The sequence below is a fragment of the Neptunomonas sp. CHC150 genome, from assembly GCF_030397555.1.
Taxonomy (GTDB): domain Bacteria; phylum Pseudomonadota; class Gammaproteobacteria; order Pseudomonadales; family Balneatricaceae; genus Neptunomonas; species Neptunomonas phycophila.
Window position 1 is genome coordinate 594,300 of the sequence record NZ_JAPNXU010000006.1, and the last position, 22,562, is coordinate 616,861.

Below are 22,562 nucleotides of genomic sequence, written 5' to 3' on the forward strand. Positions count from 1 at the left end.
TTATGCTCCTGTCCATTGCGCTTTTAACAGATCTTTCACCTGGCGCGATGCTTGTCGATGCTCACCACTAAGCCGACGAGATATACCTGTATCCGTAGGTTGAATGTCCAAAAGAGCGTCCGTTATGGCTTGCTCTACACTATGTTTATCGCTTGGTGTTGGCTGGGTAGCCGATTCAACTTGTAAGAGATTATCAATGAGCCCCAATGACGCGTAGCTTTTAAGATCGTAAGCCATAGGTGGGTTTTCGGCGGCAAGCTGGTCGAGCTCGGCTTCTGTACGCTGAGTAACGCGCGCGGCGGCAGCCTTACCCATGGCATGCACCATGACACCTTCATCCGATAAAGCAATGATGCGGTTGGCTTGATAGCCATGCGCTAAATACGCCCCTGACATTGCTTTACCGACGAGTAGGGCGATGATTGGATGGCCGTTTTGACGAGCATTAGCGTACGCACTCACAGCGGATGCCAATGCTTGATGTATGCCTAATGTTTCTTCTCTTCGGCCATAGGCTTGGCTGGGAACATCCACGATAAGAACAAGTGCCCGTTTGGTTTCAGAGTGCGCATCGGCTTCTACCACGGCGTTGACTTCACGTGCGAGCGCCATACTTTCTAAAAGTCCAACCTCACCATTAACAGCACGAGGAAAATGATTGTTAAGGTCTGGCACAACTGCGATCAGCCGACAGGCGCGGTTTTCATACTCACCGTCTGCCACAAGGACGGAGGGAACAATAGCGTTTTGCTTAGTAAAACCATGGCTGAGCAACGCAAACCATTGCGCGCCTCGATGACTGGAAGGGTTATCATGTATTGCTTTCATTTCAGGTATTGTCTGAACAGAATTATTCATGGCTAGCCACTCCTTCTAATAGCACTTGCTGAGCATCATGTGGCGCTATGTGATCTTGTGTATCAAGACGTAAAAATGCTTCTAACAAATCGCTGTATTTTTCACTTCGGTGTATTGTGGTGACACCTTGATTTAAATACTGCTCTACAGCTTTGCGAGCGCTGCTTTGGCTATCGCTGATGTAGCTATCCACCAAGCCACTTTCAAACCGCTGCTTACCACCAATCACACTCCAAATAAAAGGGCGGTCGCTCGCGTTATACTCGGCAATTCCGGCTTCTTGTTCTATCACTAGGGGGCCATTTAATCCTAAGCGACCTTCGCGTGTCATGATGATGTAGCTACACAATGCGGCACTGATCGACATCCCGCCAAAGCAGCCCACGGGGCCTGTCACTAAGGCAACCACCGGGCGATATCTTCGTAAGGCAACAATCGCGGATTGAATTTCTGCAATAGCGGCCAAACCTAAGTTAGCTTCTTGTAATCGAACGCCCCCCGTTTCTAGAATTAATACAGCCGACATTGGGTTACCGTTTTCATTTTCTTCAACCGCTAGCTCAAGCGCCCCCGCTATTTTTGCACCACTGACTTCACCTAAACTGCCGCCCTGAAAGCTTCCTTCAATTGCTGCAACAACGGTTTGTTCTCCGTTGATGGCGCCTCGCGCTATAACAACACCATCGTCAAACTGAGAGACAATCCCTTGCTTAGCCAACCAAGGTGACGTTATTCGGTCAAATGGGCTAATAAGCTCACGCATGGTTCCTTCGTCCAGCACGTTCTTTACACGTTGGCGAGCGCTTTGTTCGATAAAACTGCTGTCTTTTGCCGTCACTGTGCTATTCATGATGGCTACCTCCTAACGACATGGCTTGCTCTAATGCTTGTTCGATACGTAGGCGAATAACGCCTGGCGTGGCTGCAAAGTCATGTATATCCATGCGCATAGCGGGTAAAGGGATGACAGGCGTAATTTGGTCAATGATCTGTTGCCAACGGACTTCACTGCCAGCGGTAGACGTTTGAATATGAATTTCTGCACATTCACCGTGGCTTGGCTCTATCATGACTTCTAAGTCACCCGAGCCAACATACCCAACCAATGACGGTTGTACCTGACTCGCTGAAGCAGGTCGTTGAAAATATAAAGTCTCCATCGTGACTCCTACTGTTGATACTTATTATTAGAGGTACTGCTTACAAATAAGCGGTCTATAAATAGGGTGGCCGCTAGCAAATCAGCTGCCCCTCCTGCGGAGGCGTTTAACACGAGAAGCTCGCGCTCTAGTTGGCGTAATGCTTGCCGGCCTGTAAAAGTATTGCAGCCACCCGCATTGAGTACTTCAGCCGCCCCCGCCTGCATAGTGACTAAGCCTGAGATGCCCGACCGAGATAGCACACAGGTATCATCCAGTGTGGCCATAATGGCCAATAAAGCATTTAGTCGAGCGGATGATTCAGCATCACCACGCGCGCGACTTTCCCACAGTGTTGGCAACGCCTGTTGTTGAATGTGCGGAAAGCCTTGTTGAGCTTGTTCTCGTGCACCTGCTACTTGATACTCGCGGCATGCTTGCTGTCCTTTGCTTAACGCCTGCGTCGTCTTTAATGCGGGGTCTTCAATTGAGGCGATAGCGGCCGCTCGGGAAAGGAGGCTCTCAATAGTGGCATCGTGTGTTGTGGCCGCCACAATCAAAAGCCCCAATGCCCATATAGCTCCTCTGTGAGTATTCACGCCTTGCGTTGTTTGCAGCATGGCTTTTTCTGCTTCGCGGCCAATTAACCCTATTTGGGTGCGTAACTTTGTATCGTTTGATTCGAATGCAGCGGTTTGGGCCATGCGCAAAAAATAAGGCTCTAAGGTGTTAGCAGAAGCTAGCATGAGTGCTAAGTGCATATCTTTATGCGCCCCTGAGCCTCGGCTATCGACCAGCGCGGGTTTAGGGCTAAGCCGTGCTTCTTGTTCTAACGCCCATGTCACGGATTGTGAGAGATATCTCAGCGAAAACCGTTTCTGATCACGTTGTGTAATAGGCGAATTAATAGTTGTCATCATTACCAGCTCCTAAACTTAGCTGGTGGTTGATACAACCCGTCGGACCAATCTTGTAATTCTGCAATGCTTTTTGCTGATAGCAAGTCTCGTGTGGCGTCACTGCGACGGATCCCAAGGTCTTCTGGGTAGACGACCAACCCAGCGGCTCGTAAATTGGCCGTTACCTCTGGATCACGTTTTAGCCCTATAGGCGTTACACCGGCAACCGCAGCAATCATGGCGCGGCGCTGTTCTAACGACTCGGCTTTGTATAGATAAGCAATCCCTTCTTCAGTGAGTACATGAGTGACATCACTGGCATAAATCATGACGGGTGCAAGTGGCATTTTATAATCACGTGCCATGGCTAATGCATCCAGCTCCTCAACCAACGTTGGGCTAGTACTGTTCTGGAATGTTTCAACCATTTGAACAACGAGCTTACGCCCCTTAGTAAGCAGATGGTCATCACTTCGCATATCCAACCAGGCAGGCGATGAATGACGGCGGCCACCCGGGTCATGCCCCATATTCGGCGCTCCGCCAAAACCCGCTAATCGTCCGCGTGTCACGGTAGAGGAGTTGCCATCACCGTCAACTTGCAGTGTGGAACCGATAAACATATCTACAGCGTACTGGCCCGCCAGTTGGCAAAAAGCTCGGTTAGACCGCATCGAACCATCTTGGCCCGTAAAGAAAACATCAGACCTCGCTGCTACATAGTTTTCCATACCCAGTTCAGTACCAAAGCAGTGAACGCTTTCTACCCATCCCGATTCAATAGCAGGGATAAGAGTAGGGTGAGGGTTTAACGTCCAATTGCGGCAAATTTTGCCTTTTAAGCCCAGAGCTTCGCCGTAAGTAGGTAGTAGCAGCTCGATAGCGGCCGTATTAAAGCCAATACCATGGTTAAGCGACTGCACATTGTGTCGTTCATAAATACCACGAATAGCCATCATGCCCATGAGCACATGCACGTCTGTAATTAAACGCGGGTCACGTGTAAACAAAGGCTCAATAAAGAAGGGTTGATCGGCTTGTACAATATAATCCACCCAAGAGGCGGGGATATCCACACGCGGCAGGTCTGTTACATCATCGACAATTTCATTAACCTGTACGATAACAATCCCATCTCTAAACGTGGTTGCCTCAACTAATGCCGGCGTATCTTCAGTACTGGGTCCTGTATAGATGTTGCCCGCTCGGTCGGCTTTAAATCCTGCCAGCAACGCAACGCTGGGTGTGAGATCAACATATAATCGAGCGTATAACTCGATATACGTATGAATTGCGCCTACTTCGAGTAAACCGTCTTCCATGAGTTGACCAATACGCAAACTTTGCTGGCCAGAAAAAGAGAAATCCAACTTACGAGCAATGCCGTTTTCGAATAAATCTAAGTGCTCAGGGCGTCCAACACTAGGCATAATCATATGCAAGTGGTTAACAACGTCTGGATTAATAGTGGATAGCGAGCGAGATAAAAAGTCAGCTTGTTTCTGGTTATTACCTTCTAAGACGACTTTATCACCGGATTTGATCAGGCTTTCTAAGGCTGTGTTGATCTGTTGAGTTGGAATGACCTTGCCGTTGACGATGGATGACACAGTGCCCATTCGGCGGCGTTTTTCGTCTCGGCGCGTTGACCAATTAATAGTCGGTTTGGAGATGGCATTCATGATGCGATCCTTTTTTTTGTATTATTTTTTCTTAAAAAGTAATCCTCCTAACGCTGCCCATCAATCAAGCAAGTTGATAAACCGTTACTCTTAGAGTAATAATCAACCCTCCCTATATATAACAATAAAAAGAGAGAGCCATGTTTGACGATGTTTTGACACTCAAAAAGCTCGAGATTTTTCTCGCTTTCATTAAAACGGGGACTTTATCCGAAGCCGCTGCGGATCTGAACATGAGTACCGTGAGCATCCATCGTGCTATTCATTCGTTGGAAGAAGGGTTGAAGTGTCCTTTGTTTCGTCAAGAAGGCCGTCTGTTGGTCCCTTTGCCATCAGCGCGGGTGTTAGAAGAACGAGCAGAAAAAATAATGGCTGATATCAACGAAGCTGTTGCATCTACTCGTGAAGCGGCCGGCTTATTTTCTAGTGAATTTAATTTAGGCGCGCTGTATTCCTTAACCTTAAACACAGTTCCCCGTTTGATTGCCGGATTAAAGCTGAGGAAAGGTGACCTAAACATACAACTGACATTAGACTCCAATGCGGTTTTATTTAATAAACTCAATAACTTACAGCTAGATGTTATTCTGGTTTCTTTAGAACAGCAATTTAATAACCCAGATTACATCTCGCTTCCGCTTTTTAGTGACGATGTTCTCCTCGCCGTACCTGCTGATAGTGAGTTAGCCAGCGCAGAGGATATTGACTTAACCTCATTAAAAGACGAAACATTCGTGACGCTAACACAACAGTTTGCAACCCACAGAGATAGCCTCTTAGCGTTTGATAGAGCGGGGTTTCAGCCCAATGTTGTGATGCAAGTTACTGATATATTCTCACTCATTAGTATGGTCAGTGCCGGAATGGGGTACGCTATTTTGCCGCGGCGTGTAGAGTCGGTTTTTGAAAATAAGATTAAGCTTATTAAACTCAAGGGGTTAGAAGATATTAAGCAGAATATCTCTATGGTTTGCTTGGCTAGCAGAGAGCGTGATCCAAGAATACTCAGCTGTATAGCAGAATGTCGGACAAATGATTATTTGTGAAAGGAGTGGTGCTTATTATCACTCAAATAAGCACCACAATGTTTGCTGTATTAATACTCGACAGTGCCGCGTATTGGGTAAGTTTCTTGGCTTCTCACAAACGTTAATCCATGAACCACAATTTCTAATTCAGGACGTAATGATGGGGCATTTGATATATCAACGCTCTGCAGCGTTCCGGCTTCATTAATAATAAACATACCCGGCTCAGCAAAGTTATGATCGGTTTCTTGCTCATGCCGAGGCATCGAAACATATAGCCCCAGCTGTTTCATTTGGACTTCGGTTAAACCGTACGCGATAGGGAAGCTAACATTCAGTTTCTGAATATGTTCTTCTAATTGACCTTTTGAATCAGCAGAAACCGCCATAACATCGACACCGATATCAGCGAGCTTCGTCTTATATTCTTCTAATAAGTTTAAATAACGTGTACATAACGGGCAATGCTTTCCACGATACACCACAACCATGTGCCACGTGGCGCCTTCAGTTATCGTTTGGCCTAATTGAACAGTCGATCCATCTAGCAGATTGGCTTTAATCGTTGGAAAAGTATCACCTGCTACTAGTTTAAAAGAGGTTGTCATTGCGTACTCCGAATATGATTCATATAGCTTTTCTTTCTTATATAATATTGTATTACATATAATAAGGCCATATTGAAATCTACAACAATGCTATCCATGATCCGTCCATTAAAAGCACCGTATTTTAGGTAAGCCCTCGAATCGGGTTGTATACTGAGGCGACAAAAAAGCACGCTTCATCGCATATTGGGGCGTAATACCTTGGCCTGCAATATGTACCGTGTTACGGCCATAGCGAGCATTGATGCTATCCATACACTGCATAAGGGAAGGGTTGTCGTTCGAGGTAGAAAATAAATCGGCTTGGTATTGGCTAGCATCCACTATTTCGATTAAGCCCACACCACATTTATAAAAATGTACGCCTGATTTATACAGACCGTCCACTAAACCACTCACCGCATGAGCTATCACGGTTGTATCACTGGTCGGAGTCAAAAACTGATAGGTAAATGATTTACGATAAAACGGCTCGCCATCATGCGGTGAATTACTGGCAAACACCTGCAGAGTACTCGCCAACCCTTGCTGACGACGTAGTTTACTAGCCGCAATACCAACATGAGATAACAACGCTTGGCGCAAAACGGATTTATCCGTAACACGTGCCCCAAAAGACCGGGTGGAGTAAATTTGTTGTTTGGGTGCACGCACATCATCCCATGATAATTTAGGGATACCATTGAGCTCATGTACGGTACTCTCAACCAATATACTAAAATGCTTACGCATCAGCGCAGGCTTGGATTGTGCCAATTGCCACGCGCTCTCGATACCCATCTCATTTAATCGACGTGCTAATCGACGACCAATACCCCAAATATCACGCACCGACATCTGCTTTAAGACGCGACGGCGCACCGCTTCATTATCAATCACCGCCACACCATTAAAGCCGGCAATGTGCTTGGAAGCATGGTTAGCGGCCTTCGCTAGGGTTGGCGTAGGGCCTATGCCCACGCCTATCGGTAAACGCACCTCTTTCCAGACGGTACGCCGAATATCGCGAGCATGCGCTTCCCAACCTATATCGGGAACATAAGAGCCAAAGTATAAAAAGCATTCATCAATGCTATAAACATGATGGTCAGGCGCAAAGCGCGCACAGGTATCCATTAAACGCTGGGACAGATCAGCATAGAGTTCATAATTAGAACTACGCACGACAGCGCCAGCGGCCGCCAACTCATTCTTGACGGTAAAGTAGGGCACAAAGCTTTTACCAATGCCCATCTTGCGTGCCACAGGGCAAGTGGCACAAATGCACCCATCATTATTCGTTAACACCACCACGGGCTTTTTACGGATGCTCGGGTCAAACACCTTTTCGCAACTGGCATACATCGCACTGACATCACATAACGCATACATATCACACAACACTCAAATAACTGTTTATATATACAGCATATTAGAGTGATGTACTGATAAATCAATAAAAGACTTTATGTGCCAGTTTCCTCACTCTCTTAGGTATAGGTTATTCAAAGAATTGAAAATTCAATGCTAAACTGGCTTTTTTACAAGGATGTAATTATGCAAATGACTGATATAAACCAGCGTTTAACGCTATTGTGCATTGCTTTATTCCAAGGCTTAGCCTTGCTTGTGCTGCATCAATCAATCGAGCAAAGCTTCTGGCCTTCGTATAACTTACCTTGGTTGTTTGGACTTTATAGCTTCACACTAGTCACTCCAACCATTTTGCTATTAGCCTTAAATAACAAAGCAAACGGAATGCTTTACGCCTTCGCTATGTTAGCGGGGAGCGTGGCGCTTTTGCTAGGTTATTACACAGGAACGCAAGTCAGCCCCTTCCAGCCCCAAGACAGTTACGGCGAACTCATCCCTGTTTTAGTTGGCACCCTCTCCATCGCAACGTTTAAGGGGCTGATGTACATACAGCATTTTACCGTACCAGGAAGAGGAGAAGAGCCCACTTACAGCCGTTTATTTAAATTATCTTGGCGCAACTTTTTAACATTCGGTGCCGCGCTTGTATTTATGCTGTGCTTCTGGGGTATTTTAAAGCTGTGGGGGGCATTATTTGACGCTATTGATATCACCTTCTTCGAAACGCTATTTGAACAGCCTCACTTCTATTATCCGATACTTTCTTTGGCGAATGGGGTAGGCATTGCCATATTCCGTCAGCAGTCCGGCATCATTGATACACTAACCAGAATTCAACAAGCGTTGATGAAGTTTTTATTGGTTGTCTTAATTTTTGTATCGATTATTTTTTTACTCTCATTGCCATTTACAGGGCTAACGCCTTTATGGGAATCGGGGGGCAGTCTATTAATCTTATGGATGCAGGCTATTCTCCTGTTTTTTACTAATGCCGTTTATCAAGATGATCCTAACCAGCGGCCTTATCCAACGGCTATTCATCGCTTCATCTATATTGGTTTAGCCTTATTGCCCATTTATAGCATCATCAGTGCTTATGGACTTTATGTGCGTATCGAGCAATACGGTTGGAGTGTAGACCGCTGCTGGGCTTGGCTACTGTGGAGTCTACTAACCTTATTTTCGTGCGGCTATTCGTGGAGCATTGTGTCGAAACGGGATAATTGGCTATACCGCCTTAATTGGATAAACATTCGCATGGGCGTTGTTGTACTTGGCTCTATGTTACTTGTTAATACTCCTATTCTTGATTTTCGAAAAATATCGGCACATAGCCAAATTAACCTGCTTAGTCATGATGATTTAGTACTGGAGGAGGTTGATTTTTATTACCTCAGATATAACTTAGCCAAGCCCGGTTATGATGCGCTTAACGCATTAAAAGCAAAGCATCCAGATAATCTCAAGCTAACCATCAAGATAGATGCTTTATTTACTGAACGAGGCAAAGCGGCAGCGGTCGAGCAAGACACCCTCATCGCTACGATCAACGTATTGAACGGAGAACTACCTGAATCTCTGGAAAAGCCTATCTACGACATGATGGTTAATAATGTCTGGTTGTTTAGGCAACTGAGCGCTACCTATTTACAGCCAATAGACTTAAATAAAGATCAACAAACCGACTATTTACTCATTACGGAACAAGAGGGTAATCGAATTCAGATATACCTTTTTTATTTTGCGGATGATCAGTGGAAGCATTCCTCGTTTGGTCGTCATGAGGGGCTTAGCGAATCGCAAATAATAGACGATATTAGACATAACAAAATGGAGGTTAAGCCGCCTGTCTGGAATATTTTAAAGATAGGTGATCACGAGCTACAGCTACGCCAATAAATGATCAGGGATGGCGTGTGGCAAAACGCGCTAAGTTCGCGAAAGCACTCAGGCATTAAATTGGTTTTTTTACACTAACCCACGTTTAAAAGGCCGGTGCATACGAATTGAGCGCGTTACAACCCCCTCAACTAGAAACTCATCGCCGTCATTTAATTGGTAAGTTTTAAAGCCTTTGGCTGAGGACAGTAGCCGCATATTTTTAGTATCGGCAATTTTACACACAAAATTACCGTTTAACGTGGCGACAATGACATCGCCAGAGATAACTTTTTCTGCTCGTGAGACTACCAAAATATCGTGAGGAAAAATCCCTACCCCCGTCATCGATTCGCCCTCAACAACTCCCAAATAGGTAGCTGAAGGGTGGTCAATTAAGATTTGATCTAAGGTTAAGGATAATTGCGTGTACTCGGCAGCAGGGGACTCGAACCCTGCGATACCCGCTTGAGCTTTAAGAGGAATAAATCGAAGCATGACACAATCCTGCACTGTATATAATTACAGTATTTTAGCGTAATCCGACAGCAAAGCAATGAGTCCTTAATGGGTTAGTGCCTACACTCTGCTTGTAAGCGCTTTTTCAACCTGCCGTTAACGCACTGGATACACGGTAAAGATGAACCATAGGGATGATATTGATTTGGGCAAAACTAACAGAGTACTAAATAAAGCCTAGACGGCAGGTTGTTATTTTCTTACATGGTAAATTATTGTAAAATTCGGCCAATCATTAAATGGATATAAGGTAAGCATTTTGCTGATCACGCCACCTTAGGCAACCTCTCCTCAAACAGTCATCGTTTTCGGATGACACCCTAATACCGCGTCTGCGGTGGGTACGTTTGGAATCAGAACTTATAACCGCGCGTTTGTCATCAAAGGATAAACGATGTGTGCTATCTGTTAGCAACCGCAGTTTTAAAAGTATCGCAACTATCAAAAACGTAGAATCTGCACAGCAGCTAAAGAGCAATCGCTTGAAGCTGAGCGCCGAGACAGCGTTGTTTTAAACACATGACAAGGTTTACTATGCTTGAAAAAATGAAACTAGAATGGCTCTCTAATATTCGGGGCGACTTACTGGCCGGCACTGTAGTGGCGTTGGCCTTAATCCCTGAAGCAATCGCTTTTTCTATTATTGCAGGCGTTGACCCTAAAGTAGGTTTGTATGCCTCATTCTGTATCGCAGTTATCATCGCGATAGTGGGTGGCCGCCCTGGCATGATATCGGCCGCTACTGGCGCGATGGCTTTGCTGATGGTCACTTTAGTCAAAGACCACGGCCTTGAATACCTTTTAGCAGCAACGCTACTCACGGGTGTTATTCAGATAATAGCCGGCTATCTAAAGTTAGGTAGCTTAATGCGGTTTGTATCGCGCTCTGTAGTTACTGGTTTTGTTAATGCGCTGGCTATTTTAATCTTTATGGCACAGCTGCCCGAGCTTACCAACGTGACTTGGCATGTTTACGCAATGACGGCCGCAGGCTTGGGGATCATTTATTTGTTTCCATACGTGCCGGTTGTAGGCAAATCGATTCCATCGCCTTTGGTATGTATTATCGTATTAACGGCCGTTGCCATGATGATTGGGCTCGATATTCGTACTGTAGGAGACATGGGTGAGTTACCTGATACCTTACCTATCTTTTTATGGCCTGATGTACCACTTAACCTAGAAACCTTGTATATCATCCTTCCTTACTCTGTCGGTTTAGCTATTGTTGGTTTGTTAGAATCCATGATGACAGCCACTATTGTCGATGATTTAACCGATACAAAAAGTGACCGTAACAAAGAATGTAAAGGCCAAGGCATCGCTAATATTGGTGCTGGTTTAATGGGTGGTATGGCCGGTTGCGCAATGATTGGTCAATCAATCATCAACGTAAAATCTGGTGGTCGTGGACGGCTATCGACCTTCGTAGCCGGTACATTGCTGATCATCATGGTTGTCTTTTTAGATGAGTGGATTAAACAAATCCCTATGGCGGCACTCGTCGCGGTAATGATTATGGTATCCATTGGTACTTTCTCATGGAGCTCTATTACCGACCTTAAAAAACACCCTCTATCAACCAATATTGTAATGATTGCAACGGTGATCGTTGTTGTGGCTACTCATAACTTAGCGTTGGGTGTATTTGTTGGTGTGTTGCTGGCTACATTGTTCTTTGCGAACAAGATCGGCCGCTTTATGGTCGTTAAATCAGAACAAGCAACAAACGGCGTGCGTAACTACCAGGTGATTGGTCAGGTATTTTTTGCATCGTCTGAGCAGTTCATTGAGTCATTTGACTTCAAGGAAGTGGTTGATAAAGTGGTTATCGACCTAACGCATGCGCATTTTTGGGACATCACAGCGGTATCATCGCTTGATAAAGTCGTTATCAAATTCAAACGCGAAGGCGCAGAGGTCGAAGTCGTTGGCATGAGTGCAGCAACAGAAACGATTGTCGATAAGTTTGGCGTCCTAAACGATCCCAAAGAAGTTGAAAAACTGATGGCAGGTCACTGAGGAGATAACAATGAATAAAATTATTACTTGTTTAGACGGCTCAGCTTTTTCCAATGCCGTGTGTAGTGCTGGCATTTGGGCCGCTAACAAACTCAGTAAACCTCTGTTATTGCTGCATGCTATCGAAAAAGAGAACGTGGCGGCTGCTGAAGACCTGAGTGGGGCAATTGGTTTAGGCGCGCGCTCTTCTTTATTAAAAGAAATGGCAGCGCTGGATGAGCAACGGAGTAAAGTCGCGCTTGAAATGGGTAAAGAGATGCTTGCTAATGCCCAAACAATTGCCGAACAGCAAGGCTGTGCTCAAATCGAACAGACCCAGCGCCATAGTGACATTGTAGAAGCTATTTGCGATTTAGAATCAGATGCACGTTTAATTGTGATAGGCCGCTCAGGGCAAGGCAACAAACCTGATTTTAATGCAATTGGCTCCCATATTGAGCAGGTGATCCGCCAAGTTCATACCCCGGTATTGATTGCTAATAAAGACTTTTCCGCTCCTAAGAGCTTTATGTTGGCTTACGACGGACGAGAGACGGCAGATAAAGCGGTTAAGCGAATTATCGAAGGCGGACTCTTGCATGGCATGACGTGCCATTTGGTCACGGTAAAAAACAAGCAAAGCGGCTTAATGGAGAAATTTAAAGCCACAGAAAAAATGTTGCGCGATAGCGGCTTTGATGTGAAAGCCAGCTTTTTAGAAGATGCCATCTTTGCCGGATTAATGGATTACAAAACCAATAATGAGGTGGATATGCTGGTGATGGGAGCTTTCTCGCACTCCAAGCTAGCTCAGGCATTTTTGGGGAGCAACACGTTAAAGATGATCGAGAATACGCACCTTCCTATGTTGATACTGCGCTAAAAGCTTCACATTAAGAACACAAGGCAGCGAGGGCAAAACTCCGCTGCCTTTTTTATTGTTTACCGCTTAGACCTCTTGCCCTTTAGCACTGGATGCCCGCTCCATATTGTCCGAATCAACGTATAACTCATCCGTAGTTCGAATGCTCCCGTGTCCTAAATCAGCTTGAACATGAGCTAAGTTTCTCCCCGCGGCTACCTCCATAGAAGCGCCAGTATGTCGCAACCAATGCGTGGTTGCCGCACGTAGCTCTGTTGCTTCAACAATAAAGCCATCACTAACTAACGCGTCGCATCCTTCATTTAAAGCCAATTCAACGATATTTCGTAACTGACGGCTCCCCAAGCCGCGATTATCCGCACGCGATTCTATGAGCGGCTCGGACGAGTCTTTAGAGGGCAGGGGAGATAAGCCACGATACTCACGGTAACGGATTAAAAACTGAATATATTCATTAGAGATAGACACATCGCGCTCTTTGGAGCCTTTTCCAAATGCTCTAAACCACCAGTTACCTTCGTGATCGCGATGGAAATGCGACATCACAGGCAACCAATTAGGCCGTTCAGATAACTCAGAAATACGCAACTTTAACGACTTTAACGTGGCTATAACAAAAAGCGTCCTTTCGTGTAACGGCTCTTTATCTGCCATGGATTGGGCGGAGCTTAGCAGGTACTCCCATTGCAATTCGGACAAACGACGGACCGTATTAATCCCCGATTGCTGTATCAGGTAGGGGCAGTTTTTCTTAACGATCGGGATTTGATTACCCAGTGCATAATCTTCTGCCATCAAGTAATTGAAATACACACTCAAGTTAGAAAACAAACCCTGCCATGATTTAGTGTTCAAACGCCCTTTGCCAGCGCCCGCCAAGCGAAACGGCCGCCACCGAGGATTCGGTTCACGCAGACCATTTTTACGGGTAAAACGCCTTTCCACGGATTCTGACTGCCAACTAGGATCGGGTTTTGCTACAAAGTCGGTGTATTCTTCTAAATCTCGCCTACGCAACATCGACACAGACTTACGCTTCACCAACCAAGACCACAGCAACAAACGCTCCGCATCGCCTCTAAACTTATCGTACGTATCTTGGCTTTTCTTGCTGTAGCTTAATAAAAAATCCTTTGTGTATCGGAAGTCATCCAGCGCCCCCTCAACAGACAGGCCTAACACAAATATCTCTACCGCAGGCGAGGCATCAGGAAAGACTGAATTCCTCGGTATTTGATTAAAATACGTAGCCGAATCAAACAACGGCATACCAGGGAAAGAACGAGTAGACACAGCAAATACGCCTTAGTAAGAAATTGTTTATGAATCAGCATTAAATTACTAATTATAAAAAGGTTTTCTATTATTCCCACATAACATCAGTCTTTTTTTCGGCAGCGGCATTCAGCAAGTTTGTCAAGGGTAAAGCGCGTTTGGCCAAGCTAACAGCAGGCTCTGATTCATCTTTGTTAGATGTACTGTTTGGGTCAGCTTGCTGTTCTTTAAGAGCCTCGATAGCCGTTGTTAGTTTAGCCAAAGCAGCAGGGACGTCATCCGCCATAATCGCACCGGGCACAGTACCACTGTGGCCCATTTTTTTAAGCAAAGAGACGGCAACATCACCAAACATTGTCATATCGCCAAAAGCATCGGTTGAGAAAGTAACTATCATAGTCTGTCCTTGATCGGTTGATTATAGAAGGCTATTTGTAACATGCCTTGGCAACTCCACACATATATTTCGTCAATGACATGTTTCTACATAGGCTTTGCTGGGTAAAACAATTTGAAGGAATCCTAACAACTCAAAGCCCTATATTACCAGTAGTGTCTACTACTGGTAATATAGAGTGCTCCTGTACCTCCTCATACCAGGTATTTAAAATGCGACTGCATGTGCAGCTAAGTATCAACTTATTGTTATTCTGAAAACCTACAAAGTACTTCGCAGTAAACTCACGCATATCAATGCATTCCCCCAGCGAAAACTAAACCTGTCCTTTTTTATATGACCTCACAGTTTTGAGATTCCCTGCTCTATAAGCCGCGAAAGAGCCAAGCATTCATTAATAGCAGCAGAGGAGGTGAGGTTACACTAAAGCAGGTAGCTATAAGGTTGTACTGTTCATTCATTTAAACAATACAAAATATGTATTATTCGTACAGAATAGAATCAACACTCAAATATAATCAAAACATATTACCGTGCGCTACGTGCTTAGAGTGGGAGTTTACCCGCAAAAAATAAATCTTAACGCCTGTGCGCATTACAACGGCTTAAATTGAATTATTAAGCAACAAATCGATATGTGATGAACTACTAATGGTTACAGCTCCAATAAAGAGGATAAGGATAAGAGGAATAATTAGCTGAACCTCTGTTTTACTAAAAAGCATATGTCTTCTTCACATCATAGGAGTAAGATAATATACAATTTAACATAATATACATTACACGAAGTTGTATTTATCGGTAAAGATACGCTATAACGGCATTTCCGTTACGGTGATTACCTACTTCAAAAAATTGGTTTTAGTTTATAGATGGCCGCTGCGGATTAAGAATGTAATCGTCGATCATGAATGGATGGATAAAAACTAATTGGCCTGTAATGTCAGACTCAACAATAAAAGCCATATTGCAGCTATCAGTTTCTATTTTAGAAAGGACTTGATAAGGACGACCACGGCGCAGAACAAGCTCGTGATCTACAAAATAATCTACCTCAATGATGATTTGATCACCTTCGAGGATGCTATACCAAAAAAACTCAGAATCTAATAATGGGTTTTCGGCTTCTTGAATCCTCAAGGTTGAACGATTCCTTCTCGAATGGCTAAGTGGACTAATTCAGAATTATTAGAAAGTTTAAGCTTGCGTAATATATTGGAGCGATGGGCATGAACCGTTTTAGTACTCAAAAACATTGATTCAGCAATAAAGGCTGCAGACTGGCCTTTGGCTAGCAAACCAAATATCTGCATCTCTCGTTTAGTTAATTGCGACAGCGGGCTTTCTTCGCCTTCTGAGCCGTTAATTATGGCTTTGATGCTTTCTGAGAAATGCTCACCACCTTTGTAAACGGTTAATACGGCTTGAACTAACTCATCAGGCGCACAGCGCTTAGTTAGGTAGCCTTTAACACCTGCTTTAACAAGATTAGCGGGATAAGGGTTAGATTCCCAAACCGTTAACACAATGACTTTAGCATTGGTGTCGAAGCTCATAATCTTACTAATGGCTTCTATGCCACCTTGGGCTGTGGTGGCTTCTACAGAATCCGCATCGCTGGGCATAGACAGATCCATTATCACCACATCAGGCTTGGCTAACTTGTAGATTTCAAAGGCTTTTTGGCTGTTATTGGCTTGAGCAATAATCTCGATTTGCGGATGCATATCCAGTAATTGCTGAAACCCTGCACGAACGATATCGTGGTCGTCCACTAACAAAACTTTAGCTTTTTGCATACTTTGGTTGATTCTCTTATAGCACTTTGAACTTGCGAAGGTTAATTCATTACTCAACCCACGTCGAATCTGAATCAGCACCCGTATAAACGCCCTGTGTATCCACATCTAGAGCATATACAGAGGCCTGACTCAAATCCTTGCACCGAGCAGGGTAAGCAACAAGTTCATCACTATAGCCTACTAAACGAACACCTTCCTGCTTACAATGCCTTAATACTTTTTCCAATGCACGGATTACAGCTTGCTGTCGATCGCTAAACTCGCCCTCCTCTACATCGCTGCGTCGCTTACCGGTCACTTGGCGTATCACATAGCCATCGCTATCAATTAGCTGAATGCTCACACCCGTTATTTTCTCTTTTACCAATAACAACTTAGCTTTAGAGAAAACCGTCTCAGATTGGCAGGCAATAGATTCACCCGCTGATAATTCTTGCAATGCTGTTCGTATAGTTTCTAAATCAGCGTTAACGGGTAGAACTGTATCCATGTTTTTTCCTGATAGACCGACCATTATACATACGTGCTAATTGTTATCTTTAACCTGAGCAAGTTCAAGCCTGCAATGATTCAGGGAATTAACCACATCTTCATAGCGAGCGTCTTGCTGCGCCAAAACCAATTCTAGCCTATGTTGCTGTTGTAATGCTTCTTTTTCCTGGGAGGCCAACTGTCGTATTAGCTGCTCGTTCTCAGTAGACTTGATGGCAAGTAAGTCGTTTAACTCTTTGATTTTGTTTGAGAGAACTTTGTTTTCAACGCGAAGCTCAATCATCTTTTCTTGATGCTGACTATCAGCTTTGGCTCCCCCCTTTGAAGCGTTAGTCTGATCTTTATCAAATAGTCGCTCCAATTGCTTCACTTTACGGCTCAAGTCATCGCGCTCTGACGTTAGCCGAATAACTTGAGTCTCAAGTGATGACGCTCTTACTTGTTCAGCTTTTGATGCTCGAAATGCTTCATCTAATTCAGACCGCAGGTTGGCATTACTGTATTGTAGGCGATCAACTAACTGTCTGAGGTTGTTAAGCTCTTCGTTGGACTGCTTTTTAATATCGCCCAGTGTTTGCTGCAACTCGGCTCGTTGCTGATTTAGGTTATGATGAGCGTAAGCAAGGGCTTGATCCCAAAGCTGGTTCGCAGCAGTCAGAACAGGTTCTGGTAGCTCGGGGTGTTCATTTTTACGAGCGACCCTATCAGCCAAGCTTGCCCACCAATCATTAAGGGCGGCATTGATAGTGCTGATGCTTCCTGTTCCAATGAGATCGCGAATACTTTGTTGGGTAGGCTTTGCCCCTTGCTGCAATAGTTGATCAGCTGCAGCGAAGACTTTTTCTCGGGTATCAGATTTTCTAGGCATATAGTACACAATACGTATTATTTGATACGTATCATTTTAAGATAGTAACTTTTGGATAGCAATCTAATCGAGATAACGAGAGAAAGGAGGCCATTGTGCCTTTAATAGCGAGGACTAACTTCGAATGCAAAGCCTAAATATAAAAATAGACAGGCGTGCTGCCCGTCTATTTTTTAGTACGACTGCTCATTGAGTCAGATTTAAGCCTTAGCTCTACCCTACTTTATGTCATATCTGGCTGAAAAAGATTGCGTTTCATATAGAACTTAACCCACAGCGCAGCAATCACACCAACAACAGCTAACATCCCCCCGGCAATGCTAAATATCATGGATGTCATTTCAGGCGCCGGTGAATTGTTGATGATGACATACACCATCGCAATAATTCCAACTATTTGCGGCAGCGGGTAAAACGGTGTGCGATACGGGCGATTCAATTCGGGGTGTCGTTGGCGCAAAACAATCACATCGATATGGGAAATGATATAAGCCAACAGATAACTGGTTGTTGCCGCTATAACAAGAACAATCAATGAGTCGATGCCTAATGTAATAAATGGAATTGATGTAAATACAGCCATCATCAGAATACCAACCCATGGCGTGTTAAATCGATTGAGCGATTTAAGCTGTGGAAAGGCCTGCTTTTGCTCGGCCATGCCATGCAGCATTGAAGGTAAGGCTGCCAATATAGTATTTACCGTACTGCAGGTGGCGGCCAAAGCCATTACCGTAGCGATAAATAAACCCGCCTGACCAAATACCGCATTGGCATAGTTAAGGTATGGGATTGGCGCAGTCAGAAGCGTCTCGGTGTCCATATATAAGCTAGCGCCAAACACGAATGCTAGAAATATCCCAAAAATGGCAAACAATGACATCTGCATAGCGCGTGGGATATTTTTAACAGGGTCTTTTACCTCATTGATCATTGGGCATATGTATTCGGAGCCAACAAACAACCACATGGCCAAGGCTATCAGACCAATAAAACTGCCATCTACCACCCCGCTAAATCCCCAATCTACTGGCGTACCAGTTATAACAGGGTGCGGTTTATCAGCATCCGTTATCGCCATTAATCCTAACAAAATCATTACACTTACAAGTATAAATGCAATAAAATTCTGAACTTTAGAGAACACATTCTTACCCACTAAATTGGTCACAGTTAGTGCAATTAAAATAAGTATGGGGACTACCTTTTCAGGGAAAACGCCGGGCAGTAGCTCTGCCAGCATTGCGTCGACTAAAAACATCTCCACGGGCACCGCTAGGCTCGCAACAATGACATAGCCAGCAAACACAGAAACAATAGCAGGAAAGTGACCAATAGCTTTTTGCGTATAGGTCGCCAATGTCCCCTCTTGAGGAAACATAAGCGACAGTTCTGCAAAGCTCATCGCATTGAATTGCGAAATAATTAGCGCGGCAATCATGGCAAAGACAAAGGTCATTCCTCCCATGCCAATACCTTGCATAGCGGATATCATAGCCCCTTGCACAATAACGAGACCTATACAGATCGCCATCATTGTTAGTAAGCCCATTTTTTTACTATTGCTTGCAATGACGGGTGAACTCGCCATTTTTAAACTTTCAGTCGTTGATATGTAGCTCATTGTTATGCTCCTTATGGAATAACAGTGTTATCAGTTTAAAAACGATCGAACCGGTAAGGGTCGGGATTAACCAGTAAGGTATCGTTCAAAACAATGTCCGCCGCTAGCTGCCCAGCGGCTGGCCCTGTACCAAAACCGTGACCAGAAAACCCGGTCGCAACAGTTAAGCCTGGTATTGCTTTGACACGATCAATTACAGGAGTGGAGTCGGGCGTTACATCGATCAGTCCTGCCCAAGATTCTTCTATTTCAGCTTGCTCAAACTGAGGCCATGCTTGATGCGTGTTTTGGAGCGCATCTTGTAAAAGTTGATGATTAATTGCGGGATTTTTAACCCGCTCCGCCTCAAACGGTGTTGGCTTATTTGCTGACCAGCGCCTTGGCATTATCAGATCTTTAAAGAAGGGAGTTCCCAATGAAATGTTAAGTGCGTCTTTTCCAAATCTCAGTTGATCTTTAAACTGCAGGCCTATTTTGAGGTGGTCTAACGTAATCGGCGCATCAACTTTACCGCGTTGCATAATGATGAACCCACCATCCTTATGCTTACGAAAAGAGAAATCGGGTCCACCAACTGCTATTTCAGTGGGGCCTTCCATCGGTTTGGTGCGCAACACTGATGCAACAACAGGTAGGGTTGGTAAAGAAACACCCATATTGCCCAAAAAGCGTCTCGACCAAGCCCCACCCGCTAGTAGCACTTGATCGCACTCAATTTCTCCCTGCTCTGTTATGACGCCACTGACTTTCCCTGCCGATCTAGAAAGATCACGCACAGCACAGTTTTGTATCAAAATAGCCCCCGCATTCATTGCGGCTTTGGCTAATGCGCTAGTCGCAATAGCCGGTTCAGCTCGGCCGTCCGAAGGTGTATACACTCCCCCCTTCCACATCCCTCTGCCGCCGGGTACATGCTTGTCAATCTCTTTAGGGCTTAGTAATTGAGACCCCAGATTCAGATCACTAACGGATGATAGCCAGCTCTCGTGAATCGACATTTGCTCAGCAGTTTTAGCTAAAAACATAATGCCAGATTGTCGATAACCAACATCAGCACCAACACGCTCAGCCATCTTGGCCCATATACGGTCAGCGGCTTGAGCAAGAGGAACATCATTAGCATGACGACTTGTCTTACGGATCCAGCCCAAGTTTCGCGATGATTGCTCAGCCGCTATTTGCCCTTTTTCAAGCAACACCACTGGAATGTTTTTTTCTGCTAAAGAGAGTGCAGCAGAGACTCCGACAATTCCTCCGCCAATAATGACAACTGATGTGGATTGGGGTATCGCTGTTTGCGTCGATATAGGGATAAGCTTGCTAGTCATAATGCGTATCCTATCGATTATGTTGAGGCTAGATTAATACGAGTAACAGACCGCTTTGATGCGTTACGATAAGCCGTCACCTCCAATTCAACTTTGTAAATCGTTGATCCTAAAGGAGGGCAAGTAACAGTAGTAGCAGGGTCAATACCACGAAACTTACTACCAACCACTTCCATTACAGTCGCTGTATCATCTGGGTTTTGAATAAACACGCGCGACATAACAACATCAGCTAGGCTGGAATCAACACTGGCAAGTGCTCGCTCAATATTTGAAAACACTTGGTTGGTTTGCTGAATGATGTCCTCATTGATTTCTTTTGTATCTGGGTTACGGCCTGCCGTATTAGATACATAAATCCAATCATCAACAGCGACTAACCGTGAATAGCTACCCATATCCTCAAACGGAGAACCGGTCTTAACTTTGATAATATTGCTCATGACTTTTCCTATGAATTGGGCTAGCGATGCCAAACTGCATCGCTTAATGATCGTTACCTGCTATGGGGCATCAACGGAGCGCGGGGGTATCCCACAAATTCAACTTCACTCCAATGTCTTGCTTGATTGCGTTTTGGTAGATTTTTGTTGCCCAAGCGACATCTTCTGTTGGTAAGCCACCGACAGATAGCACGATAATTTCTTCATCATTTTTTCGCCCTGGCGCTTCACCTGCCGCGATCGCACCTAGATCTTCAAGCTGATCTTTACTCATGAGCCCTTCGTCAATCATGTCCATAAAGCGGCAACCGATAATAGGGATGTACATATGGCTGGGCTTAGGCGCTTCTTCATACCAAGCTTCATAAAGACCAATGTTGTCCATGACTTTTCGAACATCGTCTTTTTCAAGATCGGCATCGAATCGGCAATAAGCAGGCATAGATATATAAGCGCCCGGTTTTACCCACTCCCGCTTCACAATAGGGTATGTGGACACGTCGCCGGTTTCGCCGGAGTTGCAGTAGGTCACTATGTCAGCATCCCGTACGACATCTTCTAACGTATCAACAACCTGCACATTAGTGATTTGAGGAAAGGTTTGGTTAACCCACGTAAGAAAAGTATCTAAACTTTTTTGGCCCCGGCCTTTAACTTTTAGCGTATCAATATCAGGGCAGGCAGCCATAAATGCAGCAATGGAGGTTTTACCCATGACGCCTGGCCCCAACAGACCCACAACCTTTGAATCTTTCCGCGCCAAATGACGAGCGCCAACACCAGGGACTGCGCCAGTACGGTATGCCGACAACAAATTTGCAGACATATGAGCCAAAGGCGCCCCTGTATCAGCATCATTGAGGGTAAACATCAAAATAGAGCGTGGCAGGCCTTTTTCACGATTCGCTATGTTTGAGCCATACCATTTAACGCCACATGTTTTGTAGTCACCCCCTAAATAAGCCGGCATTGCCATCAGACGACGGTCCGGTGTATGCCTTGGCATGGTAGGAATTTCAGGCTCCTCAGGAAACGTCACCATGGCTCCATGTGAATCATTGTTTGGCCCTGCCATGCGATAGTCGCCTTTGTGAAGCAAGGCAAACATATCTTCCATAGTATCAACGCAGCTATGCATGTCAGTGACACCCGCTTTAATCATGTCGGGCTCAGAAAGATAGATAAAATCAATTTTGGTATTGTCAGACATAACATTCCCCTACTCTTGTGAGCGATTGAATACGCCACTACCTTGCTTGCAACGTCAGCTATTAGCGGTGAAAACGTCTAGATAGTGATCAGGTGCTTTTTATCCTAGGGAGGTAGATTTGAGGCGTATTGTAAATTTGCGACATGCTCAAAAAGAGCGCAAAAGCGTGCATCCAGGTAGACATGTACATATTGACGCTTGGCGTATGCGCAAAAAAACGAATCGGTAAAATCATGTGTATTGGCATCTATCTTGCTCTGAGCCTCAACATATTC

The 22,562-nt window shown here is 44.8% G+C and carries 22 protein-coding genes; 4 read left to right on the plus strand and 18 right to left on the minus strand.

The features are described from left to right. Genes mdcE through mdcA form a run of 5 tightly spaced genes read right to left on the minus strand, consistent with a single transcriptional unit; the run spans nt 1 to nt 4,578 of the window. Nucleotides 1-858 carry a biotin-independent malonate decarboxylase subunit gamma gene (gene mdcE / locus OW491_RS08800; protein ID WP_290035617.1) on the minus strand — a complete coding sequence of 286 codons (858 nt, stop codon included), beginning with the start codon at nt 856-858 and terminating at the stop codon, nt 1-3. Beyond that, nucleotides 851-1,708: a biotin-independent malonate decarboxylase subunit beta gene (locus OW491_RS08805; protein WP_290035619.1), complete on the minus strand. Its 858-nt coding sequence runs from the start codon at nt 1,706-1,708 to the stop codon at nt 851-853. The genes mdcE and OW491_RS08805 overlap by 8 nt, the downstream gene beginning before the upstream one ends. After that, a complete protein-coding gene (mdcC, locus tag OW491_RS08810) occupies nt 1,701-2,018 on the minus strand; it encodes a malonate decarboxylase acyl carrier protein (protein ID WP_075178860.1) in 318 nt (105 codons plus the stop codon). The genes OW491_RS08805 and mdcC overlap by 8 nt, the downstream gene beginning before the upstream one ends. Nucleotides 2,019-2,026: 8 nt before the next feature. Continuing rightward, nucleotides 2,027-2,917 (minus strand): triphosphoribosyl-dephospho-CoA synthase, encoded by an 891-nt coding sequence (locus OW491_RS08815; RefSeq protein WP_290035622.1) that lies wholly within the window; start codon nt 2,915-2,917, stop codon nt 2,027-2,029. Continuing rightward, nucleotides 2,917-4,578, minus strand: coding sequence for a malonate decarboxylase subunit alpha (gene mdcA, locus OW491_RS08820; protein WP_290035623.1), 1,662 nt, complete (start codon nt 4,576-4,578; stop codon nt 2,917-2,919). Before mdcA ends, OW491_RS08815 begins: the two co-directional genes overlap by 1 nt. A 140-nt stretch (nt 4,579-4,718) precedes the next feature. On the opposite strand from mdcA, the gene OW491_RS08825 reads away from it, so the two are divergent. Beyond that, nucleotides 4,719-5,624, plus strand: a complete 906-nt coding sequence (locus OW491_RS08825) for a LysR family transcriptional regulator (protein WP_178968701.1) — start codon at nt 4,719-4,721, stop codon at nt 5,622-5,624. Nucleotides 5,625-5,674: 50 nt separating this feature from the next. Here the strand turns inward: OW491_RS08825 and OW491_RS08830 are convergent, their stop codons facing one another. After that, complete coding sequence (locus OW491_RS08830) at nt 5,675-6,214, minus strand: redoxin domain-containing protein (RefSeq protein ID WP_290035626.1); 540 nt, start codon at nt 6,212-6,214, stop codon at nt 5,675-5,677. 108 nt (nt 6,215-6,322) lie between these two features. Further along, nucleotides 6,323-7,585 (minus strand): Y-family DNA polymerase, encoded by a 1,263-nt coding sequence (locus tag OW491_RS08835; RefSeq protein ID WP_290035628.1) that lies wholly within the window; start codon nt 7,583-7,585, stop codon nt 6,323-6,325. A 165-nt stretch (nt 7,586-7,750) separates the two neighbouring features. Between OW491_RS08835 and OW491_RS08840 the strand changes: the two genes are divergently transcribed. Continuing rightward, nucleotides 7,751-9,466, plus strand: a complete 1,716-nt coding sequence (locus OW491_RS08840) for a DUF4153 domain-containing protein (RefSeq protein ID WP_290035629.1) — start codon at nt 7,751-7,753, stop codon at nt 9,464-9,466. Nucleotides 9,467-9,535: 69 nt separating this feature from the next. On the opposite strand, the gene OW491_RS08845 is transcribed toward OW491_RS08840, so the two are convergent. After that, nucleotides 9,536-9,943: a S24 family peptidase gene (locus OW491_RS08845; RefSeq protein WP_075172138.1), complete on the minus strand. Its 408-nt coding sequence runs from the start codon at nt 9,941-9,943 to the stop codon at nt 9,536-9,538. A gap of 555 nt (nt 9,944-10,498) precedes the next feature. Here OW491_RS08845 and OW491_RS08850 point away from each other — a divergent pair. Both OW491_RS08850 and OW491_RS08855 read left to right on the plus strand, forming a co-directional pair. Beyond that, nucleotides 10,499-11,986 carry a SulP family inorganic anion transporter gene (locus tag OW491_RS08850; protein WP_075172137.1) on the plus strand — a complete coding sequence of 496 codons (1,488 nt, stop codon included), beginning with the start codon at nt 10,499-10,501 and terminating at the stop codon, nt 11,984-11,986. A 10-nt stretch (nt 11,987-11,996) separates the two neighbouring features. Then, nucleotides 11,997-12,848, plus strand: coding sequence for a universal stress protein (locus tag OW491_RS08855; RefSeq protein WP_075172136.1), 852 nt, complete (start codon nt 11,997-11,999; stop codon nt 12,846-12,848). A 66-nt stretch (nt 12,849-12,914) separates the two neighbouring features. Here the strand turns inward: OW491_RS08855 and OW491_RS08860 are convergent, their stop codons facing one another. The 10 genes from OW491_RS08860 to OW491_RS08905 all read right to left on the minus strand — a co-directional run bounded on the left by OW491_RS08860 (nt 12,915) and on the right by OW491_RS08905 (nt 22,287). Beyond that, nucleotides 12,915-14,141: a site-specific integrase gene (locus tag OW491_RS08860; RefSeq protein ID WP_290035630.1), complete on the minus strand. Its 1,227-nt coding sequence runs from the start codon at nt 14,139-14,141 to the stop codon at nt 12,915-12,917. Between the two features lie 70 nt (nt 14,142-14,211). Continuing rightward, a complete protein-coding gene (locus OW491_RS08865) occupies nt 14,212-14,520 on the minus strand; it encodes a DUF1840 domain-containing protein (RefSeq protein WP_290035631.1) in 309 nt (102 codons plus the stop codon). A gap of 861 nt (nt 14,521-15,381) precedes the next feature. Further along, on the minus strand, nt 15,382-15,660 hold the full coding sequence (locus OW491_RS08870) for a hypothetical protein (RefSeq protein WP_215151686.1): 279 nt from the start codon (nt 15,658-15,660) through the stop codon (nt 15,382-15,384). Then, complete coding sequence (locus OW491_RS08875; protein WP_075172124.1) at nt 15,657-16,319, minus strand: response regulator transcription factor; 663 nt, start codon at nt 16,317-16,319, stop codon at nt 15,657-15,659. Before OW491_RS08875 ends, OW491_RS08870 begins: the two co-directional genes overlap by 4 nt. Nucleotides 16,320-16,368: 49 nt before the next feature. Next, nucleotides 16,369-16,812 carry a hypothetical protein gene (locus OW491_RS08880; RefSeq protein WP_075172123.1) on the minus strand — a complete coding sequence of 148 codons (444 nt, stop codon included), beginning with the start codon at nt 16,810-16,812 and terminating at the stop codon, nt 16,369-16,371. 36 nt (nt 16,813-16,848) lie between these two features. Further along, a complete protein-coding gene (locus tag OW491_RS08885; protein WP_290035634.1) occupies nt 16,849-17,682 on the minus strand; it encodes a DNA-binding protein in 834 nt (277 codons plus the stop codon). Nucleotides 17,683-17,905: 223 nt separating this feature from the next. Continuing rightward, nucleotides 17,906-19,306: an APC family permease gene (locus OW491_RS08890; RefSeq protein ID WP_290035636.1), complete on the minus strand. Its 1,401-nt coding sequence runs from the start codon at nt 19,304-19,306 to the stop codon at nt 17,906-17,908. Nucleotides 19,307-19,341: 35 nt separating this feature from the next. Beyond that, a complete protein-coding gene (locus tag OW491_RS08895) occupies nt 19,342-20,634 on the minus strand; it encodes an FAD-binding oxidoreductase (RefSeq protein ID WP_290035638.1) in 1,293 nt (430 codons plus the stop codon). Between the two features lie 17 nt (nt 20,635-20,651). Continuing rightward, nucleotides 20,652-21,077, minus strand: coding sequence for a RidA family protein (locus OW491_RS08900; protein WP_075178852.1), 426 nt, complete (start codon nt 21,075-21,077; stop codon nt 20,652-20,654). Nucleotides 21,078-21,147: 70 nt separating this feature from the next. Then, nucleotides 21,148-22,287 (minus strand): tyramine oxidase subunit B, encoded by a 1,140-nt coding sequence (locus OW491_RS08905; protein ID WP_290035641.1) that lies wholly within the window; start codon nt 22,285-22,287, stop codon nt 21,148-21,150. Nucleotides 22,288-22,562: the final 275 nt, after the last annotated feature.